This is a genomic window from Mycobacterium persicum (genome assembly GCF_002086915.1).
Classification (GTDB): Bacteria; Actinomycetota; Actinomycetes; order Mycobacteriales; family Mycobacteriaceae; genus Mycobacterium; species Mycobacterium persicum.
On sequence record NZ_MWQA01000001.1, the window covers coordinates 5,145,583 to 5,169,505 of the forward strand.

The following is a 23,923-nucleotide window of genomic DNA, read 5'->3' on the forward strand; positions in this document are numbered from 1 at the left end:
ACACTGTTACACAGCCACGCGCCCGCGGCATGTCGGCAAGAGCAGAGCGACTCGAGTGAACCAGCCGCACGCTCCCCATTAGGCTTTTCGCTCGTGTCCCAGATCTCCCGCAACGAGGTGGCCCACCTGGCCAGGCTGGCCCGTCTGGCGCTGACCGACTATGAGCTCGACCACTTCGCCGGTCAACTCGACGCCATCTTGGCGCACGTCAGCCAGATCCAGGCCGTCGACGTCACCGGCGTGCAAGCCACCGGCAATCCGCTCAAGGACGTCAACGTCACGCGCCCCGACGAGATCGCGCCGTGCCTGACGCAGGAGCAGGCGCTGGCCGCGGCGCCGCAGGCCGTGGACGGCCGCTTCGCCGTCCCGCAGATCCTGGGGGACGCCGAGTGAGCGACCTCATCCGCTCCGACGCCGCCACGCTGGGTGCCAAGATCGCCGCCAAGGAGCTGTCGTCCACCGAACTCACTCAGGCCTGCCTGGACCAGATCGCGGCAACCGACGACCGGTACCACGCATTCCTGTACGTGGCCGCCGACCAGGCTTTGAGCGCGGCAGCCGCCGTCGACCAGACGCTGGCCGCCGGCGAACAGCTGCCATCTGCGCTGGCCGGCGTGCCACTGGCGCTCAAAGACGTGTTCACCACCGTCGACATGCCCACCACCTGCGGTTCGAAGATCCTGCAGGGCTGGCGGTCGCCCTACGACGCCACCTTGACGCTGCGGTTGCGCGCGGCCGGCATCCCGATTCTCGGCAAGACCAACATGGACGAGTTCGCGATGGGCAGCTCGACCGAGAACTCCGCCTACGGCCCCACCCGCAACCCATGGAACGTCGACCGGGTGCCCGGTGGCTCGGGTGGTGGCAGCGCCGCGGCGCTGGCCGCATTCCAGGCGCCGCTGGCCATCGGGTCCGACACCGGGGGCTCGATCCGCCAGCCGGCCGCGCTGACCGCGACCGTCGGTGTCAAACCCACCTACGGCACGGTGTCGCGCTACGGGCTGGTGGCCTGCGCGTCGTCGCTGGATCAGGGCGGCCCCTGCGCACGCACAGTGCTGGACACCGCGCTGCTGCACCAGGTGATCGCCGGGCACGACCCCCGCGACTCCACTTCCGTCGATGCGGCGGTGCCCGATGTGGTCGGTGCCGCGAAGGCCGGCGCTAAAGGCGACCTGAGCGGAGTGCGCATCGGGGTGGTCAAGCAACTCCGCGGTGAGGGCTACCAGCCGGGAGTGCTGGCGTCGTTCCAGGCCGCTGTCGAGCAGTTGACCGCTTTGGGCGCCGAGGTCAGCGAGGTCGACTGCCCGCACTTCGATCATGCGCTGGCCGCCTACTACCTGATCCTGCCGTCGGAGGTGTCGAGCAACCTGGCCCGCTTCGACGCGATGCGCTACGGACTGCGGGTCGGCGACGACGGCAGCCGCAGCGCCGAGGAAGTGATGGCCATGACCCGCGCCGCCGGCTTCGGCCCGGAAGTCAAGCGGCGCATCATGATCGGTACCTACGCGCTGTCGGCCGGTTACTACGACGCCTACTACAACCAGGCCCAGAAGGTGCGCACGCTGATCGCCCGCGATCTCGACGAGGCCTATCGATCGGTCGACGTGCTGGTCTCGCCCGCGACTCCCACCACCGCGTTCCCGCTGGGGGAGAAGGTCGACGACCCGCTGGCGATGTACCTGTTCGACCTGTGCACATTGCCGCTGAATTTGGCGGGACATTGTGGCATGTCGGTGCCGTCGGGGCTGTCCCCGGACGACGGGCTGCCGGTCGGGTTGCAGATCATGGCGCCCGCCTTGGCCGATGACCGGCTCTACCGAGTAGGAGCCGCCTACGAGGCAGCCCGCGGCCCGCTGCCCTCACCGATTTAGGCGCGAGCAGCCGCGGAATCGCACTGCGCGGGCCCCGCGCATGCGATTCTGCGTCTGCTCGCGGCCCGAGCCAGCCGCGGTGCAAGATGATGGCATGCGGATTGGACTTCTCACGGGAGGCGGCGACTGCCCAGGCCTCAACGCCGTCATCCGAGCCGTGGTGCGCACCTGCGATGCCCGGTACGGCTCGTCGGTGGTCGGGTTCCAGGACGGGTGGCGCGGATTGCTGGAAAACCGGCGCATGCAATTGCGCAACGACGACCGCAACGACCGGCTGCTGGCCAAAGGCGGAACGATGCTGGGCACCGCGCGCGTGCACCCGGACAAACTGCGCGCCGGCCTTAACCAGATCATGCAGACCCTGGACGACAACGGCATCGACGTGCTGATCCCGATCGGCGGGGAAGGCACCTTGACCGCGGCGCACTGGCTGTCGGAGGAGAACGTGCCGGTGGTCGGCGTGCCGAAGACCATCGACAACGACATCGACTGCACCGACGTGACTTTCGGCCACGACACGGCGTTGACGGTCGCGACCGAAGCCATCGACCGCCTGCATAGCACCGCCGAATCCCATCAGCGGGTGATGCTGGTGGAGGTGATGGGCCGCCACGCCGGCTGGATCGCGCTCAACTCCGGTCTAGCCTCCGGCGCTCACATGACGCTGATCCCCGAACAGCCCTTCGACGTCGAGGAGGTGTGCCGGCTCGTCAAACAGCGCTTCCAGCGCGGCGATTCGCACTTCATCTGTGTGGTCGCCGAGGGCGCCAAACCGGTCGCCGGCTCCATCCAGTTACGCGAAGGCGGGATTGACGAGTTCGGCCATGAGCGTTTCACCGGGGTCGCCGCGCAGCTGGGCGCCGAGGTGGAGAAGCGGATTAACAAGGATGTCCGGGTGACCGTGCTCGGGCACGTCCAGCGAGGTGGCACCCCGACGGCCTACGATCGGGTGTTGGCCACCCGCTTCGGTGTCAACGCCGCCGACGCGGCACACGCGGGCGAATACGGCCAGATGGTGTCGCTGCGCGGACAAGACATCGGCCGTGTTCCCCTGGCGGACGCGGTTCGCCAACTCAAGCTGGTGCCGCAGAGCCGCTACGACGACGCCGCCGCTTTCTTCGGCTGACGCCGGCGTTTCGCACCGATCGCTCGAAATTCGTCGAACATCCGGTAGCGCGGGCTGAACGCCAGGATAATTCTTGCTTGACTGCTGCTTGCATTTCCAGGATCCCCCTTATTTACGGTTTTCGGGCAAATCAGCCCGGCTATACCGTGGGGTATGAGCAACCGCGATCCCGCTCGCGGAGACCTGCCTCAGGCCACCCCACCGACGCCGCGATCGGCGCCGAACTGGCACACCGCCCCGCCCTGCCGCCGCCCTCCGGCCGAGTGGGCGTCCACCACGGACCCGCGGGTCTACCGCCGCCAAGCCCCTGCCTACCGTTCGTCTGCGCCCTGGTCGACGGCTCGGACCCCCGCAGCGACACCGATCGCCCCGCCGCCTCCTCGTGAGCGGGCCCCCGGTGGGATGGCACTTGACGTTCTTGACGAGCAGCACACCGACGACACGATCGGTTTCAGCTGGCGAGACCTGATCTGGCGCATCAGCCGCGGAGACTTCGGCCCCGGCAAAGGCCCGGCTTACGAACGTGAGCTGCGCGACCGCGTCCGCGCCCCGGTCGGCAGCGCGTTTCCCATTGCGGTGCTCAACCTCAAAGGCGGGGTCGGCAAGACCGCGGTGGTCGAGGCACTCGGCTCGACTTTCGCGCAGGTGCGCAACGACCGGGTGGTTGCCGTCGACATCGACGGCGGCGATTTGTCCGATCGGCATGGCCGTCGCAGCCGGCTGAATATGGTGGACCTGCTCATGGACGATTCGGTCACCAGATATCCGGATGTGCGGGCGCATACCTATATGAACAGCTGCGGGCTGGAAGTGCTCGGCCTGCCCGAATATGCGAAGAGCAATTGGCGAGTGGAGCGCAGCGACGTCGTCAAAGTGTTTTCCATTCTGCGCAAGCACTACTCGGTGGTACTCGTGGACTGCGTCAAGGCGCTCGAGTCCAGCGCAATGGAAGCGGTGTTGCCGGAATCGCAGGCCCTGGTGGTCGTTACCAGCACTTCCATCGACGCGATACGAAAGACCAGAATCACGTTGGAATGGTTGCGTAACAACGGGTATCACACGATGCTCGCGACGGCGGTGTTAGCGATCAACCACACCGAACCGGGCCGGCCGAGCACTGTGGCCGGTAAGGAGCTCGAGCAGTTGTCGGCCGACGTGGCGGCCACCGTGGTCCTGCCGTTCGACCGGCACGTCCATGCGGGCAAAGAAATCGGTCTGGACCGGTTGAGCAAGGAAAGCCGGCGCGCCTACCTGCAGCTGGCGGCGACGTTGGCGGACATGTTCCCTAAGCGGGTCCCAAAGCGGATGTAGCGGCAGATGTCCGGCTCCGGGGTCTCCGGGTCGGCACTAGGATCGAGCCCATGACTGCTGCCGCCCGGGCTTCAGGGGCCGATTTGCTGGACTTCGACGACGTCGTCGCGCGCTTCGATCCGGTTCTCGGACTGGAAGTTCACGTTGAGCTGTCCACCGCGACCAAGATGTTCTGCGGCTGCGCGACGGCGTTCGGTGCAGAGCCGAATACCCAGGTATGTCCGGTGTGCCTGGGGCTGCCCGGTTCGTTGCCCGTGCTCAACCGGGCCGCGGTCGAGTCGGCGATCCGCATCGGCTTGGCGCTGAACTGCGAGATCGTTCCCTGGTGCCGCTTTGCCCGGAAAAACTACTTCTACCCGGACATGCCGAAGAATTACCAGATTTCGCAGTATGACGAGCCGATCGCCATCAACGGTTACCTCGAAGCGCCGCTGGAAGACGGCACCACCTGGCGGGTCGAGATCGAGCGCGCTCACATGGAGGAAGACACCGGCAAGCTGACCCACATCGGCAGCCAGACGGGCCGCATCCACGGGGCGACGACGTCGCTCATCGACTACAACCGCGCCGGTGTGCCGCTGATCGAGATCGTGACCAAACCCATCGAGGGAGCCGGAGCACGTTCGCCGCACGTCGCCCGCGGCTATGTGACCGCGTTGCGAGACTTGTTGCGGGCACTGGACGTATCCGACGTGCGGATGGACCAGGGATCGATGCGCTGCGACGCCAATGTGTCGCTAAAGCCTAGGGGTACAACGGAATTCGGTACTCGAACGGAAACAAAGAACGTCAACTCGCTCAAGAGCGTCGAGGTCGCGGTGCGCTACGAGATGCAGCGTCAGGCCGCGATCTTGGTGGCCGGCGGCCAGATCACCCAAGAGACCAGGCACTTCCACGAGGCCGGCTACACCAGCCCCGGCCGTACCAAGGAGACCGCAGAGGACTATCGGTATTTTCCTGAGCCCGATCTGGAGCCGGTCGCACCCAGCCGTGAGCTGGTCGAGCAACTGCGCCACACCATTCCTGAGTTACCGTGGCTGAGCCGCAAGCGAATTCAGCAGGAATGGGGCATTTCCGACGAGGTGATGCGGGATTTGGTGAACGCCGGCGCGGTCGAATTGGTCGCTGAGACCGTCAAGCACGGAGCCTCCAGCAAGGAGGCGCGCTCGTGGTGGGGGAACTTCCTGGTGCAGAAGGCCAATGAGGCCGGTATCGGGCTGGACGAACTGGCCATCACGCCTGCCCAGGTCGCGGCCGTCGTGCGGTTGGTCGAGGACGGCAAGCTGTCCAACAAGCTCGCCCGCGAGGTCGTCGAAGGTGTGCTGGCCGGCGAAGGCGAACCCGAGCAGGTGATGACCGCCCGAGGCTTGGAGCTGGTCCGAGACGACTCGGTGACCCAGGCCGCTGTTGACCAGGCGCTGGCCGCCAATCCCGATGTGGCCGAAAAGATTCGGGGCGGCAAGGTGGCTGCGGCGGGAGCGATCGTCGGCGCGGTGATGAAGGCCACCCGCGGGCAGGCCGACGCGGCCCGGGTGCGCGAGTTGGTGTTGGCGGCCTGCGGTCAGGGTTAGCCGGTTCGCTGACTGGTCTCTACGAGTTCGCTACGAAAGGTGTCGAAAGAGGTCGCCGCGATTCATGATGTTGGGGTGATCGATGAATCGTTCGACGACCTGATGACGATGCTGGATTCCCCGGTATTCGTGGTGACAACCCAGGCCGATGGTCATCCGTCGGGTTGTCTGGTCGGCTTCGCCACGCAAACGAGCGTGCAGCCGCCGAGTTTCATGATCGGCATGCCCAGGAGTAATCGCACCGCCGAGGTAGCCGGCCGATCTGACCATGTGGCGGTGCATTTGTTGGCGCAGCACCATCGAGCACTGGCCGAACTGTTCGCCACTCAAACGGCGGACGACACCGACAAATTCGCTCGCTGCTCATGGCGCGCCGGCCCGTTTGGGATGCCGATTCTCGATGACGCGGTGGCGTGGTTCGTCGGCAGGACAGTGAGTCGCAGCGATGTCGGAGACCACGTGTGCTACCTGCTGGAGCCGGTGAGCGTCTGGGCTCCCGAGTGCTCCGACGAACTGCTTTACCTCTCCGACATCGACGACCTCGACCCCGGCCACGAGGAACCCACAGGGCGGTTCTATGGACCCACCGAGGTGTCCCGCCGGTACGGCGTGCGGTTCACCCTCGACGTGCCATGAGCACCTGCTGAGCGCATCATCACATCAGCGCCGTCGCGCGCCACGTTGCGGCGGTAGGGATTTGTCGCTGATAGTCGGGTGCGACGCGCACCAGCACCGTCAGAGGCTCCTGGAGGCTCGTGTGGTTGCTGTGACAGGCGTGAGTTTGTGCTGACCGGGCTAGGTCTTGTCGTCGTTGTTGCGTGGGAATCCGCCGCCCTGCGGGAACAACGGAAACACCACATCGTCGAGCTTCTCCGCGTCACCGGCGGTCTTGTTGACCGTCGCACCCCAGACGTTGCCGTCCGGCGACATTCGCAGGGCCCAGGCATGTGCGTGGGTGTCCTTACGGACCACATCGGGTTCGCCCGTCACCGCGCCGGTCGACGGCGCGAGCCGGACCGCGACCGTCAGCTTGGTATTGATCAGGTTGACCAGCACGGTGCCGTCCATGGCCGCACACCCGGCCACACCGGGCTTGTCCGGCCAGGTCCACACCGTCGAGACCTCCGACTTCTTGGTGATCCGCTGTAGCCGGTCGGCCCCGGGCGTGCGATCGACGACGTAGAGCGAGCCGTCGACGGGATCGATGCACATGCCGCCGCCCGAGCCGATCCCGGTCAGCGCCGTAGTCGGCGGCGCCTGCCCGATGGTCGTGGGCTGTTCGATGCGCAGCACCTTGCCGGCCAACGAACTGGGATCGGCGGCCAACGCCGGGTTGCCCGCATCGCCGGTCATGACAACGAGCGTGGTGGGACTGGTGAAAATCAGCGCCCCGGTGTTACCGGTAGCACCTTTGGGGATGCCGGTCAGGATGTCCTTCGGGACGTCGCCGTCGGCTATCCGGATGACGCGATTGTCGCTAGGCGTGCTGATATAGGCATACATCAGCCGGTCCTGCGAGTATGTGGGCGACAGCACGATATCCATCAAGCCGCCGTCACCGGCCGGGTCGACCGGGATGACCATCTTCACCTTGGGCTCGGCGCTGATCGAGATTTCCTTGACGGCGCCGGTGATGCGTTCGGCGACCAGGGCGGTCTTGCTGTCGATCCCCATGATCAGGCCGCTGGTGCTCTCCAGACAGCCCTGCATGACGCCTGGCGCCGGACATGCCTTCGGGAATGGCGTGGGAGGCAGCGGCGGCGGCGGGGGAGGCGTAGAGCTGGGCTGAGGCCGAAGTTCGGGATCCGTGGTGAAAGGCTGCGACTGGGCATCGTTGAACCGCGCGCAGCCGCTCGCGACCAGCATCACCGCACACAACGCGGTGAGTGCGCACCGAACCGACCGCCGTATCCGCATGACCGACAGGCTACGGACTTTGGCTGCGCCCCCGCCACCTGCCACCGCCGCATCGCAGGCTCAATCAACCATGGGTGGTCTGCCGGAGCCCGATTTGGGGCCTGCGGCGGGGCTCACGGCGCACGAACTGCCGACTCAACAGGCGAAAGCGCCGCTCAAATCCCAAATTCAGGACTAAATGCCCTTACCCTGGCACGAGTGACCAGTTCGAATGATTCACATTGGCAGCGGCCGGACGGTTCCCCGGGGCCAACCGCGGGACGCCCCGTTTCGGCAAGCCTGGTCGACCCCGAAGACGATTTGAGCCCCGGCAGCTACTCGGGCGACTTTGGAAATACCGGTACCACCACGGTCATCCCGCCCTATGACCCCGCCAATTCCGGTGTCGTCAACTCGGGATACCACCTGGTCGAGGCGCAGGAGCCACTTCCATACGCCCAGCCGCAGCCGCCCGTGCGGCCGATGACATCAGCACCCGCGATCGACATCGACGAGGACGACGAGCGAGTACGCGCCGCCGGCCGGCGCGGCACGCAGCATCTGGGTCTGCTGGTGTTGCGCGTCGGGCTGGGCGCGGTCCTGATCGCCCACGGATTGCAGAAGCTGTTCGGCTGGTGGGGTGGCTCCGGGGTCACCGGATTCAAGAACTCACTGTCCGACGTCGGCTATCAGCACGCCGACATCCTCGCCTATGTGGGTGCCGGCGGCGAGATCGTCGCCGGAGTGCTGTTGGTGCTGGGCCTGTTCACCCCGCTAGCGGCGGCGGGAGCACTGGCGTTCCTGATCAATGGTTTGCTCGCGATGGTCTCGGCCCGGCCGCAGTCGCACTTCACCTACTTCCTGCCCGACGGGAACGAATACCAGATCTCGCTGGTGGTGATGGCTGTTGCGGTCATCTTGAGCGGCCCCGGCCGCTACGGCCTCGACGCGGGCCGCGGCTGGGCACAACGCCCCTTCATCGGGTCATTCGTGGCGTTACTGGCCGGCATTGCCGCCGGGATCGCCGTGTGGGTGTTCCTCAACGGGGTGAACCCGCTGGCCTGAGCATCCTTACCGGTAGGGGTTGGGAACCCGCCCCGAGCTGGCCTCGGTCAATTGCGGCAGGGTCGAGAACGTGACCGCGGGCAATCGCAGGTCGGTACCGTCCTTGAGTCGGGCCCGCGCCCACGAACCCCGGTGGAACCGCAGGCCGTCGATGTCGTCCCAGCGCACTGTCCTGCTACCCAGCAGCGTCCGCACCGTCACCCCGTCGTCGTCGGCGACGGTGCGCAGCCTGACGATCAATGCCGACAACAACACCGGGATGAGCAGCAGCAGCGCACTCGGCGGCCACGCCAGCACGGGTATGAGTAGTCCCAGGGTCGCAAATCCCACGGCCAGGTGCGCGATCGGTGACACCTTGATCACCACCGGTGAGCCAGTAACCACCCTCGTATCATTCCACCGTGCGCGCGCTGTGCCGCGGCCGCGCGGTCCCGCCCGCACATGCGGGCGTGTTATGGCACCGGATTTGACGGTTGAGCTGTGCGAAGGCTACCGTCAGACGCTATGGACACCGCCGGAGAGCCCGGAATGCTCCCCACAATGCTTGTAGTACTTGGTCGGCGCGTTGGTGCCTGACTAGGTCGACCGAGCACCAACGCGCAACCCTCGTGCAGCAGCTGAGCTGGCGGGGGTTTTTTCTTGCCCACCAACGAGACCGCCACCGCAATAAAGGATTAACACGACAGTGAGCGCACCAGCGAAGCCACACTCACCGACATCGCAAGGCGGGGAAAACGGCGCCAAACCGTCGGTGCCCCAACCCAGACATGTTGCGCCGCAGCAACTTACCGGGGCGCAGGCGGTCATCCGGGCCCTGGAGGAACTCGACGTCGACGTCATCTTCGGGATTCCGGGCGGCGCCGTCCTGCCGGTGTATGACCCGCTGTTCGACTCCCAGAAGCTGCGCCATGTGCTGGTCCGCCACGAGCAGGGCGCGGGCCACGCCGCCAGCGGCTACGCGCACGCCACTGGCCGGGTCGGGGTGTGCATGGCGACGTCGGGCCCGGGTGCGACCAACCTGGTGACGCCGCTGGCCGACGCGCAGATGGACTCGATCCCGGTGGTCGCCATCACCGGTCAGGTCGGCCGCGGGCTGATCGGCACCGACGCCTTCCAGGAGGCCGACATCTCCGGCATCACCATGCCGATCACCAAGCACAACTTCCTGGTCCGCACCGGCGACGAAATTCCCCGGGTGATCGCCGAGGCATTCCACATCGCGGCATCTGGTCGTCCCGGAGCCGTGCTCGTCGACATCCCCAAGGACGTGCTGCAGGGCCAGTGCACGTTCAGCTGGCCGCCGCGGATGGATCTGCCCGGCTATAAGCCCAACACCAAACCGCACAACCGCCAGATCCGCGCGGCCGCCAAGCTGATCGCCGCCGCGCGTAAGCCGGTGCTGTATGTCGGCGGCGGTGTCATCCGCGGCGAGGCGACCGAGCAGCTCCGCGAACTGGCCGAGCTGACCGGCATCCCGGTGGTCACCACACTGATGGCCCGCGGAGCGTTTCCGGACAGCCATCGGCAGAACCTGGGCATGCCGGGCATGCACGGCACGGTGGCCGCCGTGGCAGCACTGCAGCGTAGCGACCTGCTGATCGCGCTGGGCACCCGTTTCGACGACCGGGTCACCGGAAAGCTCGACTCCTTCGCCCCGGAGGCCAAGGTCATCCATGCCGACATCGACCCGGCCGAGATCGGCAAGAACCGGCACGCCGATGTCCCCATCGTGGCCTGCGTCAAGGCCGTCATCGCCGAGCTGATCGCGATGCTGCGCCACTATGACATTCCCGGGACCCTCGAGCTAAGCGATTGGTGGGCGTATCTCGACGGGGTTCGAAAGACCTATCCGCTGAGCTACGGACCGCAAAGCGATGGCAGCCTCAGTCCGGAGTACGTGATCGAGAAGCTGGGCGAGATCGCCGGCCCGGACGCCGTCTATGTCGCCGGCGTCGGCCAGCACCAGATGTGGGCGGCGCAGTTCATCAAGTACGAAAAGCCGCGGACCTGGCTGAACTCCGGCGGGCTGGGCACCATGGGGTTCGCCATCCCGGCGGCCATGGGAGCCAAGATGGCGTTGCCCGACACCGAGGTGTGGGCGATCGACGGCGACGGCTGCTTCCAGATGACCAACCAGGAACTGGCCACCTGCGCGATCGAGGGCATACCGATCAAGGTGGCGTTGATCAACAACGGCAACCTGGGCATGGTGCGGCAGTGGCAGAGCCTGTTCTACGAGGAGCGCTACTCCCAGACCGACCTGGCCACCCACTCGCACCGCATCCCCGACTTCGTCAAGCTGGCCGAGGCCTTGGGTTGCGTCGGATTGCGTTGCGAGCGTGAGGAAGACGTTGTCGACGTGATCAACCAGGCTCGGGCGATCAACGACTGCCCGGTGGTGATCGACTTCATCGTGGGCGCCGACGCACAGGTGTGGCCGATGGTGGCCGCGGGCACCAGCAACGACGAGATCCAGGCCGCCCGCGGCATCCGTCCGCTGTTCGACGACGAAAGTGAAGGGCACGCCTAATGGTGAACGGGTCGCCTAAGACGCACACGCTCTCGGTCCTGGTCGAAGACAAACCCGGCGTGCTGGCGCGCGTCGCGGCGCTGTTCTCCCGGCGCGGTTTCAACATCGAATCGCTGGCGGTGGGCGCGACCGAGCAGAAGGACATGTCGCGGATGACCATCGTGGTCGCCTGCGAGGAGACCCCACTCGAACAGGTCACCAAGCAGCTGAACAAGCTGATCAACGTCATCAAGATCATCGAACAGGACGAGGATCATTCGGTGTCCCGGGAATTGGCGCTGATCAAGGTCCGTGCCGACGCCGGTACCCGCAGCCAAGTGATCGAAGCGGTAAACCTCTTCCGCGCCAACGTGATTGACGTATCGCCGGAATCCCTGACCGTGGAGGCCACCGGTAACCGCGGCAAGCTTGAGGCGCTGCTGCGAGTATTGGAGCCCTTCGGTATCCGCGAAATCGCTCAATCCGGAATGGTGTCGTTGTCCCGCGGCCCGCGGTGTATCGGCACTGTTAAATAACCAACAAGGAGAAACGCAACAGTGGCATTAGAGATGTTCTACGACGACGACGCAGACCTGTCGATCATCCAGGGCCGCAAGGTCGGCGTCATCGGCTATGGCAGCCAAGGCCATGCGCACTCGTTGAGCCTGCGCGACTCTGGCGTGCAAGTGCGCGTCGGGCTGAAGGAGGGCTCTAAGTCGCGGGCCAAGGTCGAAGAGCAAGGCCTGGAGGTCGACATACCGGCCGAGGTTGCCAAGTGGGCCGATGTGATCATGCTGTTGGCCCCCGACACCGCCCAGGCGGAGATCTTCGCAGCCGACATCGAGCCCAACGTGAAGCCCGGCGACGCGTTGTTCTTCGGCCACGGCCTCAACATTCACTTCAACCTGATCAAGCCGCCCGCCGACGTCACCGTCGCGATGGTCGCCCCTAAGGGCCCGGGCCACCTGGTGCGCCGCCAATTCGTCGACGGCAAGGGTGTGCCCTGCCTGATCGCCGTCGACCAGGACCCGACCGGAAACGGTGAGGCGCTGGCGCTGTCCTACGCCAAGGCCATCGGCGGCACCCGCGCCGGCGTCATCAAGACCACCTTCAAGGACGAGACCGAGACCGACCTGTTCGGTGAACAGGCCGTATTGTGTGGCGGCACTGAGGAATTGGTGAAGGCCGGGTTCGACGTGATGGTCGAGGCGGGCTACCCGCCGGAAATGGCGTACTTCGAGGTGCTGCACGAGCTCAAGCTGATCGTCGACCTGATGTATGAAGGCGGGATCGCGCGGATGAACTACTCGGTGTCCGACACCGCGGAATTCGGCGGCTACCTGTCGGGCCCGCGCGTCATCGACGCGAGCACCAAGGAGCGGATGCGCGAGATCCTGCGCGAGATCCAGGACGGCACCTTCGTCAAGAAGCTGGTCGCCAACGTCGAGGGCGGCAACAAGGAGCTCGAGCAGCTGCGCAAGGAGAATGCTGAGCATCCCATCGAGGTCACCGGCAAAAAACTGCGCGACCTGATGAGCTGGGTGGACCGGCCGATCACCGAGACGGCGTAGCTTTCGGCGCGTCGAGACTGAATCTGCGCACACGCGCGTCGGCGTGTCGCGTGCGTAGGTTCAGTGTCGGCGCAGGCGGTCGGCGGTCTGGACCACCCGAACGCCGGAGGCGGCCCGGCCGGCCCCCGCATTAACGTATTGGGTGGCGACTAATGATGGTGCTGCCTACATTCCGCCGGGGTGTTTCTGCGTAAGACGATGTCGGTGGCTGGCGGGCATAGTGAGGAGTTTGATGCCCGTTGGTTCGGGTGGGTGAATCCGGCCGCTAAGGCGGTGCGGGCGGCCCGGGAGTTCGGGGATACGGTGAGCGCCGTGGCGACGTCGTGGCCGATGCCGTCTGAGTATTTAGCCGAGCAGCCGGTGCCGGAAGTAGCGACCGGTGTGAAACCGAATGACGGCCTGATAACGCGGCGGCGACGTTGTCGACGGCACGGGCGCACCGTCTGCAGGCCGTGGATGCGGCGCTGTATTCAGATTTGGTGGGATCGGATGAATCGGTGGTGCGTGATTACTGCCGTGAGTTGTTCTGCCAGTTGGCGTTTGGCGTTGCGGGGGAAGGGTTTGTCGCCGGCTGTGCAGTCGGTTGCGCAGGCGTTGGTGGCCCAACGTTGGCCGGACTGCCCAGGAGTGGGCAGTGCTCGGGGAGGAACACGAGGACGCGCTGGTGATGATGGCATGTCAGCGGCCGGGGTTGAGCGGGCCGGAGAATCCCAACCAAACGATCAGCTGCACAAGGGAATTCGTGGGGTGTCGGCAGTTGGAGGTGCTGCTGTGCTGGGAGCGCCACGGCGCCGACCTTCTCAATGTGGTGTACGCCGCGTGGGTCGCCGGCATACGGGCACCGCTGAGGCTACCAGTCCATTAATGAGCGAAACCCGTTCGACATCAGATGATTTGGCTGACGGCCGGCCTTCCTGTGCGCAGTTGTTACGCGCAACGCAGTAGTGTTACGTGTAACATCGTGGTGTGAGGAACCGAGTAGCAGAGCACCGGGCGCGGATGAGGCAGCGCGGATACAAGGAGGTCCGGTACTGGGTGCCGGATGTCACCAGCCCTGAATTCATCCAGCGAATTCACAATGAGGCAGCGGCGCTAAATGAGGCCGACCAGCGCGAAGACGCGGCGAAGTTCCTTGACGACATCCAAGCCGAGACGATCACCGAGCAATGAAGGTCGAGCCAAAACGGGGTGACCTCTGGACGCTCGCCGGAGGCGGCGGCAAGCTGACCACCAAACCGCGGCCCGCACTCATTATCACAAGTGACGTCTTCTCCGACTTCGACTTCGTGACGGTACTGCTAATAACGACAGACCACACCGAGGGATTTACTCGCATCCCCATCCCGGCAAGCCAACAGACGGGACTCACCGAACCGTCCATGATCCAGGCAGACACGATCGTCACAGTCCTCCGACGCAATTTGCAACAACGATGTGGATACGTAACCCCAACCGTGCTCGCAAAAGTACGCGAAGTCGTCACCGCCTACCTTGGCTTCGGAGGATGACGCTCGCGAGCTACATCCACGCCCCCGGCGCGCAAGCGGAGCTGGTCGTCATCGGTCGGCGACAAGGAGCTGCGCTACGACCTGGGCCAGCTGGGGCATCGCTGACGACCCGGTGGCGCCTTACCGTGCTTTGGGTGTGGCCCGGCCTGGGTTGGTCGGGTTAGGGCTCGCGCAGTAATTAGGTAGGTGGTGTCGGGCGTGTCGGGGTGTGGTGGGCGGTGAGTGTGTAGTTCCAGTCGCCGTGGAATTGGTGGCGGTGTAGCTGGGTGGCTTGCAGGGCAGCGATCTGTTTGTCGGTGATCTTGATGCCGCGGGGGTAGGTGGTGGTGTCGAGTGCCGCGTTTACGGTTAGTCCGGTGGATGTGGTTGTTGCCCTGAGGGTTTCGATGATCACCTCGTGGGATTCCAGGGGTCGTCCGCGCCAGTTACGGCTGATCGCGGAGAACAGCCGGTGTTCGATCTTGTTCCATTTGGAGGTGCCGGGCGGCAGGTGGCAGACGGTGATGTCGAGTCCGGCCTCGGTGGCGAAGGCGGCGAGTTCGGTTTTCCACAGCCGCAGCCGGGATCCGTTGGAGCCCCCGGAGTCAGCCGTGATCAGCAGCTTGTTTGATCCGGGATAGCTGATGGCGCCCATCGTGGTCCACCAGCGGCGGATCGATTCCACGGCGAACTGGCCAGTGTCGGCGTCGGTGCCGACGTTGACCCAGCCGGTGTTGGCGCCGACGTCGTAGACCCCGTAGGGAGCTACCTTGCCCAGCTGTTTGTCGGCGAAGTCGTGCACCTGCACCTCGCGCGGTGACCCGGCGGGCTCCCATTCGCGGCCAGCGGCTTTGTAGTTTCCGACGAGTTCCTTTTTCTTGGTGTCCACGCTGATCACCGGATCCCCGCCGGCCTGGAATCGTTCGACGAGGGTGTTGAGATATCCGAACTGGGCATCCCGATCCAGATGCTGGGCGCCTTCAATGGTTTTCGAGTTCGCCTGCAGGCTGTAACCAGCCTGTTTGAGCAGCTTGGACACCGTGCGCGCAGACACCCGATGCCCCCTGGCGGCTAGCTCGGCGGCCAGCTTGGCCGTCGATTTGATCGTCCAGCGCAACGGTGACTCCGGATCACCCCGCGAGACCGGATCCACTAGCGCATCCAGCGCGGTGAGCAGGTCGGGATCGGTCACCGCTATCGGTGGGCGCCCCGCACCTGGCCGGCGCACCCGCCCCGGAATCGGTTCGTCGGAATCCAACTCGCGCGCACCCTGCGCCACGGTGTCTGGATGCACCCCACCGGCCGCCGCGACCAGCTTGATTCCACCCCGACCCAACACCGTGGCCTCCGCGCCGAGCAACAACCGCCACGCCCGCTCATCGAGATGCGGGCGGATCAACGACAAACGGGCGGCGACCCGATCGGAGTCCACAGCAAGCAGCGTCATACCACAAGTGTGAACAAACCAAACAGAAAAACCTAAGCAATTACTGCGCGAGCCCTTAGTTCATTGGGTGAGTATTGCGGCGTTTGTGGCGGGTGGACCGCATTTTGTCGCGTGCGCATGAGCTGTATCCGGCTGGTGGCGCGGGTGAGTCGTTGCCGGCCTCGGGTGGTGGGTCGGTGCCGGGGTCACCTGAAGCTGTCGGCGGGTTGCAGGCGGGTGTGACGAGGGCGGCGGGCTCGTATCAGCAGGCCCGTGCGGGTGCTGCGGGTCTGGACGAGGAGCTGCGGGAAGCCGCCGCGCAGGGCCGGCTGGCTTCGGGGGTGATCCGGGATCAGGCCCGCGCGGTGGCGGCTTCGACTGCGGCGTTGGGCTGCTCACCGGCGGGGGCGCATCTGATCATGGCGGCGATGGATCAACACCTTTCAGCGATGCAGGGCCAGCTGCAAACGACTGAGACCCAGTACCGGGCTGCGTCGGCGACCTTGCGGCAAACCGCGGCCGGGTACCAAGCACTTGCGGGTGGCGCCAAGGACTCCCCGCCGGCGGCGCCGTTAGATTCGTCAACTAAGACTAAGTGAAAACCTGGCGATAAGCGCCATATGCCTTACAGCGCCGGCGTGGGCGGGATGGGGCCGCCGAATTCGGGCACTGCGCCGGAGTGGGTCGATGTTTACGACAGGACAAGTGGGTCGCTGGTCGCGTTGTCGAATTCCTTGCTGTCTGGTGGGTCGAGACCAAATTCGCGCGGCCCATCTTTCGTCCTGAGTCCACGTCCGGTAAGTCGGCGATCACAACACCCGGTATCCGATCCCGGCGAGAGCTCGGGCTGGTGATCTGCCATCGGCACTTCCCGGTAGGTTTTGCTCCGCGAGGATGTTCAGGCCCTCGCCACCGGTCACCCCGTACAGCGCCGTCGAGACCGGATCCTCGGGTGGCGTCGGCGGCGTATGAATACGGATCGCCCAAAGCGTTTGTGAGGCCGCGATTACTCGGAAACCGCACAGCGGCGGGTCCACTTCGTACAGCTCAATGTCGCCTGTGCCGAACACCGGTGCCACGGTGTTCGGCACGGATCCGATTAACCGCGCTGTGCCGATCAATTCGCTTTCGCGCATCACTGCTTCCTGAGGGGCGATGATCAGGAGCCCAACGACGTGAGCCGGTCGGCGACCTGGACTACCCGGCGCGCCAGGTGCTCCAACGCGTCACCGGTCGCCCCGTCGAACTCGTTGATATTGTCGTGAGTCGAGACCAGGCTTGCCCCATAGGGATTGCCGTCGACGAACTTCAGCGGGTGAGTGTATCCGGGTGCCACGATGATGCCGCCGAAATGCATCAGCGTGACATACAGGGTCAGCAGCGTGCTCTCCTGACCGCCGTGCAGGGTGTTAGACGAGGTGAAGCCCGCATACACCTTGTCGGCGAGCTTGCCCTCAGCCCACAGACCACCGAGTCCGTCCAGGAAATCACGCAGCTGGGAGGCGACCGAACCGAAGCGGGTGGGGGAGCCGAAGATCACCGCGTCGGCCCACACGATGTCGTCACCGGTGGCGGCCGGAAGACCTTTCGTTGCTTCGTAATTCGCCGTCCAGGCCGGGTTGTGCGCAAACGAGGTAGGGTCGCGGGTCTCGGTCACGTGGCGAATGCGGACTTCGGCGCCGGAGGCCTCGCCCGCCGCGGCGACCCGTGTGGCCATCGTCGTTCCATGGCCGGTAGCTGAGTAGTAGATGACTGCGAGTTTCGTCATGGGGTCAGCGTATGTCCCCGTACGGTAACGCCGCCGGCCGCGATGACTTGGCGATCGAGGCCACGCATCGCTTCACTACCAAAATGATGGCATCCTAATGGGATGCGTACTACCATCGATAACGCCGGACGCTTGGTAATTCCGAAGTCGCTTCGTGAACAGGCGGGCATTACCTCTGGTGAGGTGGAAATTTTCGTCGACGGTGCTGCGATCCGGATCGAAAGCGTGGCGACCGACGACCTCGTCGAAGAGGACGGACTTCTGCTGCTGCCCAGTGGTGGGCCAGAGATCGACGCCGAGGCGGTCAGAAAGTTGCGCCTTGCCGACCAACGCTGAACACGTCCTGGTCGACACCAGCGCAGCGCTTGCGCTGGCGCAGCGTGAGAATCCGTTTCATCTGGCCTCCCGAGCGCGGCTCCTGGCATGTCGGCGTGGAATGTCGGGGCATGCCGCGGTGGAGCTGCTATCGGTCCTCACCCGGTTGCCGCCGCCACACCGCCTCAAATCTGCAGCGGCACTGCGCCTAGCGGAGACGAATTTTCCGGAGTCCCGCTTCCTGTCGGCGACGGATACAAAAGACCTGTTGCGAGAGTTTGCCGAACTGGGCTTGGCCGGCGGCGCGGTTTACGACGGTCTGGTCGGCGCTGCCGCGCGCAAGCACAAGCTGCCACTGATAACTTGCGACCGCCGGGCCGAACTGACATATCGCGTTCTGGGCGTCAACTATGAACTGTTGTCACCGATTTCGCGGTGACACCTGACCCGGCGGTCGACGAGCGGCAAGCGGTGCGCCGGCGATAGTCACGGCGTTCCTAGCGATTGCCGCACCAGGTCTCTCGCCCCGGAACAGTAGTCGGACGCGATCAAGGAGCCAGTCCAGGGGCGTCTCGAATACCGAACTCATGCCGCAGTAGGCTGCGCGCCGCGTAATAACCGGACATGCCATGCACCCCCGCGCCGGGGGGAGTGGCCGCCGAACACAGGTACACCTTGGGAATCGGTGTGCGCCAAGGGTTAACACGTGGCGTCGGTCCGGCAATCGCACGCCAGACAGAATTAGCGCCCACCGCGATATCGCCGCCGACGTAGTTGGCGTTGTGGTCGGCCAGCTGTGCGGCGGGCACGCCACGAGCTGCGACGACGACGTCGCGGAAGCCGGGTGCGAATCGCTCGACGACCCGGGTGACTGCCTCGGTCGCGTCGACTCGCGAGCCGGAAGGTACGTGGGCGTAAGTCCAGAAGGGCCGGCGACCGGCGGAATCGACGCGGCCGGGGTCGGCGAGGTGCGGACTTGCGGCCAGCACCATCGGCCAGTCGGCGTCGCGCCCTGCCGCGACGTCCGCCTCGGCGCGCGCCATCTGCTCGCGGGTGCCCCCGAGGTGAAGTGTCGGTGCCCGGCTGAGCCGGGTATCCGACCACGGAATCTCGTCGCCGAGCACGAAGTCGACTTTCGCCACACCCGATCCAAACCGGTACTGGCGTAACGCTTTAGCGTACCGATCCGGAATCGTGTCACGGTAGACACGTAACAGTGCGGTCGGCGCCGTATCGAAAACCACGACTTCGCCCGGAGGGCAAGGCGGAGAAGTGATCTCGACGCCCGCGGTCAGCACACCACCGTGGGCCCGCAGATCGGCGATCAGCGCGTCGGCGATCACCTGGCTGCCGCCCACCGGGATCGGCCAGCCGACCGAATGCGCGAGGGTGGCCAGCATGAGACCCGCACCTGCCGACACCAGCGACGGCAGCCGCGAAATAGCGTGGGCTGCAACGCCAGTGAACAATGCCTGGGCGTCCGCGCCTACCAGCGATCGCCACGCGGGCGTGCCCTGGGCCAGCATGCGTAACCCGAGATGCACGGTCGCCGCCAGCGAAGCGGGCACCGAACGTTTGTCACCGAGCATAAGGTCAACGACAGCACTGGAATTCGTCACCAGCGGGCCGAGCAGTCGTCGCCAGGACGCACCGTCGTCCAACTCGGCACAGGTGCGGGTCAGGTCACGGTAAGCGATCGCCGCTGGCCGACCCGGTAGCGGGTTGGCATACGCGATCTCCGGTACGGCCAGTGTCACCCCTCGCGCGGGCAGGTCGAACTCGGCGAAAAGCGGCGACGCCAGCGCCAGCGGATGCACCGCCGAACACACGTCGTGCACGACCCCGGGATATTCGACGTCGGCCGCGCTGCGCGCGCCGCCCCCAAAGGTTGGCTGGGCCTCGAGCACCCGTACTTTCAGGCCGGCTCGGGCGCAGATGACGGCGGCAGCCAGCCCGTTGGGCCCGCTGCCGACGACGGTGACGTCCACCCGTCGATTACAACCGACTGGTTCGATGGCGTCGACCCGCAGCGCCCGGCTCCGCCGCGCTCGCGGTCGCCGCTGGTTCGATGGCGTCGACCCGCAGCGCCCGGCTCCGCCGCGCTCGCGGTCGCCGCTACGCTGTCCGGGTGAACCTGCCTGTTGTGTTAATCGCCGACAAACTTGCCCAATCGACGGTCGCTGCTCTGGGAGACCAGGTCGAGGTGCGCTGGGTAGACGGTCCGGATCGCGAAAAGCTGCTGGCCGCGGTGCCCGAGGCCGACGCGCTGTTGGTGCGGTCGGCCACCACCGTGGACGCCGAGGTGCTGGCCGCGGCTCCCAAGCTGAAGATCGTGGCACGCGCCGGCGTGGGTCTGGACAACGTCGACGTAGACGCAGCCACCGCGCGCGGCGTCCTGGTGGTCAACGCCCCAACATCGAACATCCACAGCGCCGCCGAGCACGCGTTGGCGTTGCTGCTGGCCGCCGCCCGGCAGATCCCGGCCGCCGATGCCACGCTGCGCGAGCGTACCTGGAAGCGGTCGTCGTTCTCCGGCACCGAGATCTTCGGAAAGACCGTCGGCGTCGTCGGTTTGGGCCGCATCGGACAGTTGGTCGCGCAGCGGGTCGCCGCGTTCGACGCCCACGTCGTCGCCTACGACCCGTACGTCTCGCCTGCCCGCGCTGCGCAGCTCGGCATCGAATTGCTGCCCCTGGACGACCTGCTGGCCCGCGCCGACTTCATCTCGGTGCACCTGCCCAAGACGCCCGAGACCGCAGGTCTCATCGACAAAGAAGCGCTGGCCAAGACCAAACCCGGCGTCATCATCGTCAACGCCGCCCGCGGCGGCCTGGTGGACGAGGCGGCGCTGGCCGACGCGGTCGCCAGGGGCCACGTGCGCGCGGCCGGTCTCGACGTGTTCGCCAGCGAACCATGCACCGACAGCCCGCTGTTCGAGCTGCCGCAGGTGGTCGTCACACCGCACCTCGGGGCGTCCACCGTGGAAGCCCAGGACCGGGCGGGAACCGACGTTGCCGAAAGCGTCCGGCTGGCGCTGGCAGGGGAATTCGTTCCCGATGCGGTCAACATCGGCGGCGGAGTGGTCAACGAAGAGGTGGCGCCCTGGCTGGACCTGGTGCGCAAGCTCGGTGTGCTGTCGGCCGCGCTGTCCGACGACGCGCCGGTGTCGTTGTCGGTACAGGTTCGCGGCGAGCTTGCCTCCGAAGAGGTTGAGGTGCTGAAGCTTTCGGCGCTGCGCGGTCTGTTCTCGGCGGTGATCGACGAGCCGGTGACCTTTGTCAACGCCCCGGCGCTGGCCGCCGAGCGTGGGGTCTCCGCGGAAATCACCAAGGCCTCGGAAAGCCCGAACCACCGCAGCGTCGTCGACGTTCGTGCAGTGGGCGCGGACGGCTCGGTCGTCAACGTCTCGGGCACGCTGTACGGCCCGCAACTGACCCAAAAGATTGTGCAGATCAACGGCCGCCACTTCGACATGCGCGCCGAAGGGATCAACCTCATCATTCACTACGTCGACCAACCCGGAGCGCTGGGCAAGATCGGCAGCTTGCTCGGTGCGGCGGGGGTGAACATCCACGCCGCACAACTGTCCGAGGATATCGAGGGTCCGCGTGCGACTATCCTGCTGCGGCTGGATCAGACTGTGCCCGACGATGTCCGGTCGGCGATCGTCGCGGCGGTCGGCGCCAACAAACTCGAAGTGGTCGACCTGTCGTGAAGCGCGCCGGCGACGATGCAATGGGGGCTTCGCCCGCTTGGGGGGGAGAGCGGCGCCGATGAAGCTGGCTATCATCGCAGGCGACGGCATCGGTCCCGAGGTGGTGGCCGAAGCCGTCAAAGTTCTCGACGCGGTACTGCCGGGCGTGCAGAAGACCGGCTACGACCTCGGTGCCAGGCGGTTCCACGCCACCGGCGAGCTACTACCGGACACGGTGCTCGCCGAACTGCGCGAGCACGATGCCATCCTGCTCGGGGCGATCGGCGACCCGTCGGTGCCCAGTGGTGTCCTGGAGCGCGGCTTGCTGCTACGACTGCGCTTCGAGTTGGACCACCACATCAACCTGCGGCCGGCCCGGCTCTACCCGGGAGTGAACAGCCCCCTGGCGGGTAACCCCGACATCGACTTCCTGGTGGTGCGCGAAGGAACCGAGGGCCCCTACACCGGTAACGGTGGTGCGATTCGGGTCGGCACGCCCAACGAGGTGGCCACCGAGGTCAGCGTGAACACCGCGTTCGGTGCCCGCAGGGTGGTCGCCGACGCGTTCGAGCGGGCCCGCCGGCGCCGCAAGCACCTGACATTGGTGCACAAGACCAACGTCCTGACGTTCGCCGGAAGCCTGTGGTGGCGGACCGTGCAGGAGACCGGCGAGAAGTATCCCGACGTCGAGGTGGCGTATCAGCACGTCGACGCCGCCACCATCCACATGATCACCGACCCCGGTCGCTTCGACGTCATCGTCACCGACAACCTGTTCGGCGACATCATCACCGACCTGGCGGCGGCGGTGTGCGGCGGAATCGGCCTGGCGGCCAGTGGAAATATCGACGCGACCCGGACCAACCCGTCGATGTTCGAGCCGGTGCATGGCAGCGCGCCCGACATCGCCGGTCAGGGCATCGCCGATCCGACCGCGGCGATCATGTCGGTGGCGCTGCTGCTTGCCCACGTCGGCGAGGACGACGCCGCCGGCCGGGTGGACCATGCGGTCGAGAAGTACCTGGCGACTCGGGGCGACGAACGGCTGCCGACCACGGCGGTCGGTGACCGGATAGTCGCGGCGCTCTAGCCCGCCGCCCGCGCGTGTGCGCGCGCGTGCTGCGGCACAACCGGCCAGGCCAGTAGCGGGAATAGTCCGCACACCGCGAATGCCAGCGGATAACCGGACGCTTCGATCACCTCGCCGAATACCGGCGGCCCGATTGCGGCGGTGAGTCGCTGGGTGGTGTTCTGGGCGCCCATCGCGCGTCCGCTCCAGAAACGCCCGGCCACCTCCGGGATCGCGGTGAACGCCAGGCCGTTGTCGAGCACCGTGACCACCGACGCGGCGACCATCAGCGCCACCGCGACAGCCGAGTGCAGGTAATCGGTCACCGCCAACAACATCATCACCAGGGCAGCGGCGACGGCGATCATCCGGATGGGCCGCATTCGGGACCCAACGTGGTCGGACCACCGCCCGGCGGCGACGCGGCCAAGCGCGCCCAACAGTTGCGAGACGCTCACCAAGATGCCTGCTGCCGCGATCGACCAGCCGTGGCTGTGGATCAGCCAAACCAGCATGAACGTCAACACCACTGTCTGCGGAACCATCAGCAGGGAAGACGCCAGGTGGATTCGCCACAGCACTGCGGTGCCGCGGTAGGGACTAGACAACTCGCTGTGGTCAGCGGCCGACCGCGCCGGCCGCGCCGGGTCGCGCACCCAAACCGCGCACAGCAGCGCTGACAGGGCGCACACCGTCGCCGGGAACAGCAGCGCAACCGAGATGGAGCGTTCGCCCAGCTCAGGGAGCACCAGTGCGGCCAACGCGATTCCCAGCGGCTGTGCCGTCTGTCGGATCCCCATCGCCAGGCCGCGCTGCTCGGCGGGAAACCAGCCGGTCACCAGCCGGCCGCTGGCGGTGTTGGCGCTGGCCGCGGCCATCCCGCCGGCGAACAGGGCAACGCCTTCGGCGAGCATCGACTGAGGTACCACGGCGGCGCCGTAGGCGGCGGTCGCGGTGAGGGCCAAACCCGCGGTGAGCACTATCCGTTCGCCGACCAGATCCAGCACGTATCCCCAGCCGATCAGGGTAACGACCATGCCGAAGCTGGGCATCGCCGAGAGCAGGGCAGCTTCGGACAGGCTGATGCCGCGCACGTCGTTGAGTGCGGGAATCAGAAAAGCGATGCCATTGATGAAGACGGTCGCGCACAACGTCGCGATGAGCGCGACTGCGAGCAGCGACCAACGCCGCGTCGATGTTGTCTGCACCTATTGATAGTTCTCGTTGCGGCACTTTGGCAAACC

At 66.0% G+C, this 23,923-nt stretch carries 25 protein-coding genes; 18 read left to right on the forward strand and 7 right to left on the reverse strand.

Features of this window, described 5'->3' with window-relative positions; genetic code table 11:
* The first annotated feature begins 93 nt into the window (after positions 1-93).
* From gatC to B4U45_RS23505, 6 genes are all read left to right on the forward strand, one after another.
* Positions 94-393, forward strand: a complete 300-nt coding sequence (gene gatC / locus B4U45_RS23480) for an Asp-tRNA(Asn)/Glu-tRNA(Gln) amidotransferase subunit GatC (protein ID WP_075545866.1) — start codon at positions 94-96, stop codon at positions 391-393.
* A complete protein-coding gene (gene gatA, locus B4U45_RS23485) occupies positions 390-1,871 on the forward strand; it encodes an Asp-tRNA(Asn)/Glu-tRNA(Gln) amidotransferase subunit GatA (RefSeq protein ID WP_075545867.1) in 1,482 nt (493 codons plus the stop codon). The genes gatC and gatA overlap by 4 nt, the downstream gene beginning before the upstream one ends.
* Positions 1,872-1,965: 94 nt before the next feature.
* Entirely contained in the window at positions 1,966-2,997 is a 1,032-nt protein-coding gene (locus tag B4U45_RS23490; RefSeq protein ID WP_036411949.1) for an ATP-dependent 6-phosphofructokinase, read from the forward strand.
* A gap of 153 nt (positions 2,998-3,150) precedes the next feature.
* A complete protein-coding gene (locus B4U45_RS23495) occupies positions 3,151-4,308 on the forward strand; it encodes a MinD/ParA family ATP-binding protein (protein WP_082275272.1) in 1,158 nt (385 codons plus the stop codon).
* Positions 4,309-4,358: 50 nt separating this feature from the next.
* Positions 4,359-5,879 (forward strand): Asp-tRNA(Asn)/Glu-tRNA(Gln) amidotransferase subunit GatB, encoded by a 1,521-nt coding sequence (gatB, locus tag B4U45_RS23500; RefSeq protein ID WP_075545869.1) that lies wholly within the window; start codon positions 4,359-4,361, stop codon positions 5,877-5,879.
* A gap of 39 nt (positions 5,880-5,918) precedes the next feature.
* Positions 5,919-6,515 carry a flavin reductase family protein gene (locus B4U45_RS23505; RefSeq protein WP_075545870.1) on the forward strand — a complete coding sequence of 199 codons (597 nt, stop codon included), beginning with the start codon at positions 5,919-5,921 and terminating at the stop codon, positions 6,513-6,515.
* Between the two features lie 159 nt (positions 6,516-6,674).
* Here the strand turns inward: B4U45_RS23505 and B4U45_RS23510 are convergent, their stop codons facing one another.
* Entirely contained in the window at positions 6,675-7,796 is a 1,122-nt protein-coding gene (locus tag B4U45_RS23510; protein WP_082275273.1) for a PQQ-dependent sugar dehydrogenase, read from the reverse strand.
* Positions 7,797-7,994: 198 nt separating this feature from the next.
* Here B4U45_RS23510 and B4U45_RS23515 point away from each other — a divergent pair, with 198 nt between their 5' ends.
* Positions 7,995-8,840 carry a DoxX family protein gene (locus B4U45_RS23515; RefSeq protein ID WP_075545871.1) on the forward strand — a complete coding sequence of 282 codons (846 nt, stop codon included), beginning with the start codon at positions 7,995-7,997 and terminating at the stop codon, positions 8,838-8,840.
* A 6-nt stretch (positions 8,841-8,846) separates the two neighbouring features.
* On the opposite strand, the gene B4U45_RS23520 is transcribed toward B4U45_RS23515, so the two are convergent.
* A complete protein-coding gene (locus tag B4U45_RS23520) occupies positions 8,847-9,224 on the reverse strand; it encodes a PH domain-containing protein (RefSeq protein ID WP_075545872.1) in 378 nt (125 codons plus the stop codon).
* A gap of 301 nt (positions 9,225-9,525) precedes the next feature.
* Between B4U45_RS23520 and B4U45_RS23525 the strand changes: the two genes are divergently transcribed.
* From B4U45_RS23525 to B4U45_RS23550, 6 genes are all read left to right on the forward strand, one after another.
* Entirely contained in the window at positions 9,526-11,370 is a 1,845-nt protein-coding gene (locus B4U45_RS23525) for an acetolactate synthase large subunit (RefSeq protein ID WP_075545873.1), read from the forward strand.
* Complete coding sequence (gene ilvN / locus B4U45_RS23530; RefSeq protein WP_075545874.1) at positions 11,370-11,885, forward strand: acetolactate synthase small subunit; 516 nt, start codon at positions 11,370-11,372, stop codon at positions 11,883-11,885. Before B4U45_RS23525 ends, ilvN begins: the two co-directional genes overlap by 1 nt.
* Positions 11,886-11,918: 33 nt before the next feature.
* On the forward strand, positions 11,919-12,920 hold the full coding sequence (gene ilvC, locus B4U45_RS23535) for a ketol-acid reductoisomerase (protein WP_089025153.1): 1,002 nt from the start codon (positions 11,919-11,921) through the stop codon (positions 12,918-12,920).
* Positions 12,921-13,554: 634 nt separating this feature from the next.
* Entirely contained in the window at positions 13,555-13,785 is a 231-nt protein-coding gene (locus B4U45_RS23540) for a hypothetical protein (protein ID WP_075545876.1), read from the forward strand.
* A 101-nt stretch (positions 13,786-13,886) separates the two neighbouring features.
* Complete coding sequence (locus B4U45_RS23545) at positions 13,887-14,090, forward strand: antitoxin MazE-like protein (RefSeq protein WP_131808263.1); 204 nt, start codon at positions 13,887-13,889, stop codon at positions 14,088-14,090.
* Positions 14,087-14,428, forward strand: a complete 342-nt coding sequence (locus B4U45_RS23550; RefSeq protein ID WP_075545877.1) for a type II toxin-antitoxin system PemK/MazF family toxin — start codon at positions 14,087-14,089, stop codon at positions 14,426-14,428. Before B4U45_RS23545 ends, B4U45_RS23550 begins: the two co-directional genes overlap by 4 nt.
* 178 nt (positions 14,429-14,606) lie before the next feature.
* On the opposite strand, the gene B4U45_RS23555 is transcribed toward B4U45_RS23550, so the two are convergent.
* Positions 14,607-15,854, reverse strand: coding sequence for an ISAzo13 family transposase (locus B4U45_RS23555; RefSeq protein ID WP_116526644.1), 1,248 nt, complete (start codon positions 15,852-15,854; stop codon positions 14,607-14,609).
* A gap of 176 nt (positions 15,855-16,030) precedes the next feature.
* Between B4U45_RS23555 and B4U45_RS23560 the strand changes: the two genes are divergently transcribed.
* On the forward strand, positions 16,031-16,432 hold the full coding sequence (locus tag B4U45_RS23560; RefSeq protein WP_176357365.1) for a hypothetical protein: 402 nt from the start codon (positions 16,031-16,033) through the stop codon (positions 16,430-16,432).
* 210 nt (positions 16,433-16,642) lie between these two features.
* On the opposite strand, the gene B4U45_RS23565 is transcribed toward B4U45_RS23560, so the two are convergent.
* Together B4U45_RS23565 and wrbA are read right to left on the reverse strand one after the other, a co-directional pair.
* Positions 16,643-16,969, reverse strand: coding sequence for a hypothetical protein (locus B4U45_RS23565; RefSeq protein ID WP_075545395.1), 327 nt, complete (start codon positions 16,967-16,969; stop codon positions 16,643-16,645).
* A 23-nt stretch (positions 16,970-16,992) separates the two neighbouring features.
* Entirely contained in the window at positions 16,993-17,601 is a 609-nt protein-coding gene (gene wrbA, locus B4U45_RS23570) for an NAD(P)H:quinone oxidoreductase (RefSeq protein ID WP_075545394.1), read from the reverse strand.
* Between the two features lie 102 nt (positions 17,602-17,703).
* On the opposite strand from wrbA, the gene B4U45_RS23575 reads away from it, so the two are divergent.
* Both B4U45_RS23575 and B4U45_RS23580 read left to right on the forward strand, forming a co-directional pair.
* Positions 17,704-17,937 carry an AbrB/MazE/SpoVT family DNA-binding domain-containing protein gene (locus B4U45_RS23575; protein ID WP_116526581.1) on the forward strand — a complete coding sequence of 78 codons (234 nt, stop codon included), beginning with the start codon at positions 17,704-17,706 and terminating at the stop codon, positions 17,935-17,937.
* The gene (locus B4U45_RS23580; protein WP_075545393.1) at positions 17,921-18,355 is read left to right on the forward strand and encodes a type II toxin-antitoxin system VapC family toxin; all 435 of its coding nucleotides are present in this window, start codon (positions 17,921-17,923) and stop codon (positions 18,353-18,355) included. Before B4U45_RS23575 ends, B4U45_RS23580 begins: the two co-directional genes overlap by 17 nt.
* A gap of 109 nt (positions 18,356-18,464) precedes the next feature.
* On the opposite strand, the gene B4U45_RS23585 is transcribed toward B4U45_RS23580, so the two are convergent.
* Positions 18,465-19,904 (reverse strand): phytoene desaturase family protein, encoded by a 1,440-nt coding sequence (locus B4U45_RS23585; protein ID WP_083153404.1) that lies wholly within the window; start codon positions 19,902-19,904, stop codon positions 18,465-18,467.
* Between the two features lie 140 nt (positions 19,905-20,044).
* Here B4U45_RS23585 and serA point away from each other — a divergent pair, with 140 nt between their 5' ends.
* Both serA and B4U45_RS23595 read left to right on the forward strand, forming a co-directional pair.
* Complete coding sequence (serA, locus tag B4U45_RS23590) at positions 20,045-21,631, forward strand: phosphoglycerate dehydrogenase (RefSeq protein WP_075545406.1); 1,587 nt, start codon at positions 20,045-20,047, stop codon at positions 21,629-21,631.
* Positions 21,632-21,689: 58 nt separating this feature from the next.
* Complete coding sequence (locus B4U45_RS23595) at positions 21,690-22,700, forward strand: 3-isopropylmalate dehydrogenase (protein ID WP_075545391.1); 1,011 nt, start codon at positions 21,690-21,692, stop codon at positions 22,698-22,700.
* Here the strand turns inward: B4U45_RS23595 and B4U45_RS23600 are convergent.
* Positions 22,697-23,887, reverse strand: coding sequence for an MFS transporter (locus tag B4U45_RS23600; protein WP_183154978.1), 1,191 nt, complete (start codon positions 23,885-23,887; stop codon positions 22,697-22,699). The genes B4U45_RS23595 and B4U45_RS23600 overlap by 4 nt on opposite strands.
* Positions 23,888-23,923 lie beyond the last annotated feature (36 nt).

Bases quoted from the DNA above. Each gene is read 5' to 3' on its own strand.
- ilvC (WP_089025153.1), top strand. From the start codon at position 11,919: ATGTTCTACGACGACGACGCAGACCTGTCGATCATCCAGGGCCGCAAG.
- B4U45_RS23575 (WP_116526581.1), top strand. From the start codon at position 17,704: ATGCGTACTACCATCGATAACGCCGGACGCTTGGTAATTCCGAAGTCG.
- B4U45_RS23550 (WP_075545877.1), top strand. From the start codon at position 14,087: ATGAAGGTCGAGCCAAAACGGGGTGACCTCTGGACGCTCGCCGGAGGC.
- B4U45_RS23565 (WP_075545395.1), bottom strand. From the start codon at position 16,969: ATGCGCGAAAGCGAATTGATCGGCACAGCGCGGTTAATCGGATCCGTG.
- gatB (WP_075545869.1), top strand. From the start codon at position 4,359: ATGACTGCTGCCGCCCGGGCTTCAGGGGCCGATTTGCTGGACTTCGAC.
- B4U45_RS23510 (WP_082275273.1), bottom strand. From the start codon at position 7,796: ATGCGGATACGGCGGTCGGTTCGGTGCGCACTCACCGCGTTGTGTGCG.
- ilvN (WP_075545874.1), top strand. From the start codon at position 11,370: ATGGTGAACGGGTCGCCTAAGACGCACACGCTCTCGGTCCTGGTCGAA.
- B4U45_RS23490 (WP_036411949.1), top strand. From the start codon at position 1,966: ATGCGGATTGGACTTCTCACGGGAGGCGGCGACTGCCCAGGCCTCAAC.
- B4U45_RS23555 (WP_116526644.1), bottom strand. From the start codon at position 15,854: ATGACGCTGCTTGCTGTGGACTCCGATCGGGTCGCCGCCCGTTTGTCG.
- wrbA (WP_075545394.1), bottom strand. From the start codon at position 17,601: ATGACGAAACTCGCAGTCATCTACTACTCAGCTACCGGCCATGGAACG.
- B4U45_RS23495 (WP_082275272.1), top strand. From the start codon at position 3,151: ATGAGCAACCGCGATCCCGCTCGCGGAGACCTGCCTCAGGCCACCCCA.
- B4U45_RS23595 (WP_075545391.1), top strand. From the start codon at position 21,690: ATGAAGCTGGCTATCATCGCAGGCGACGGCATCGGTCCCGAGGTGGTG.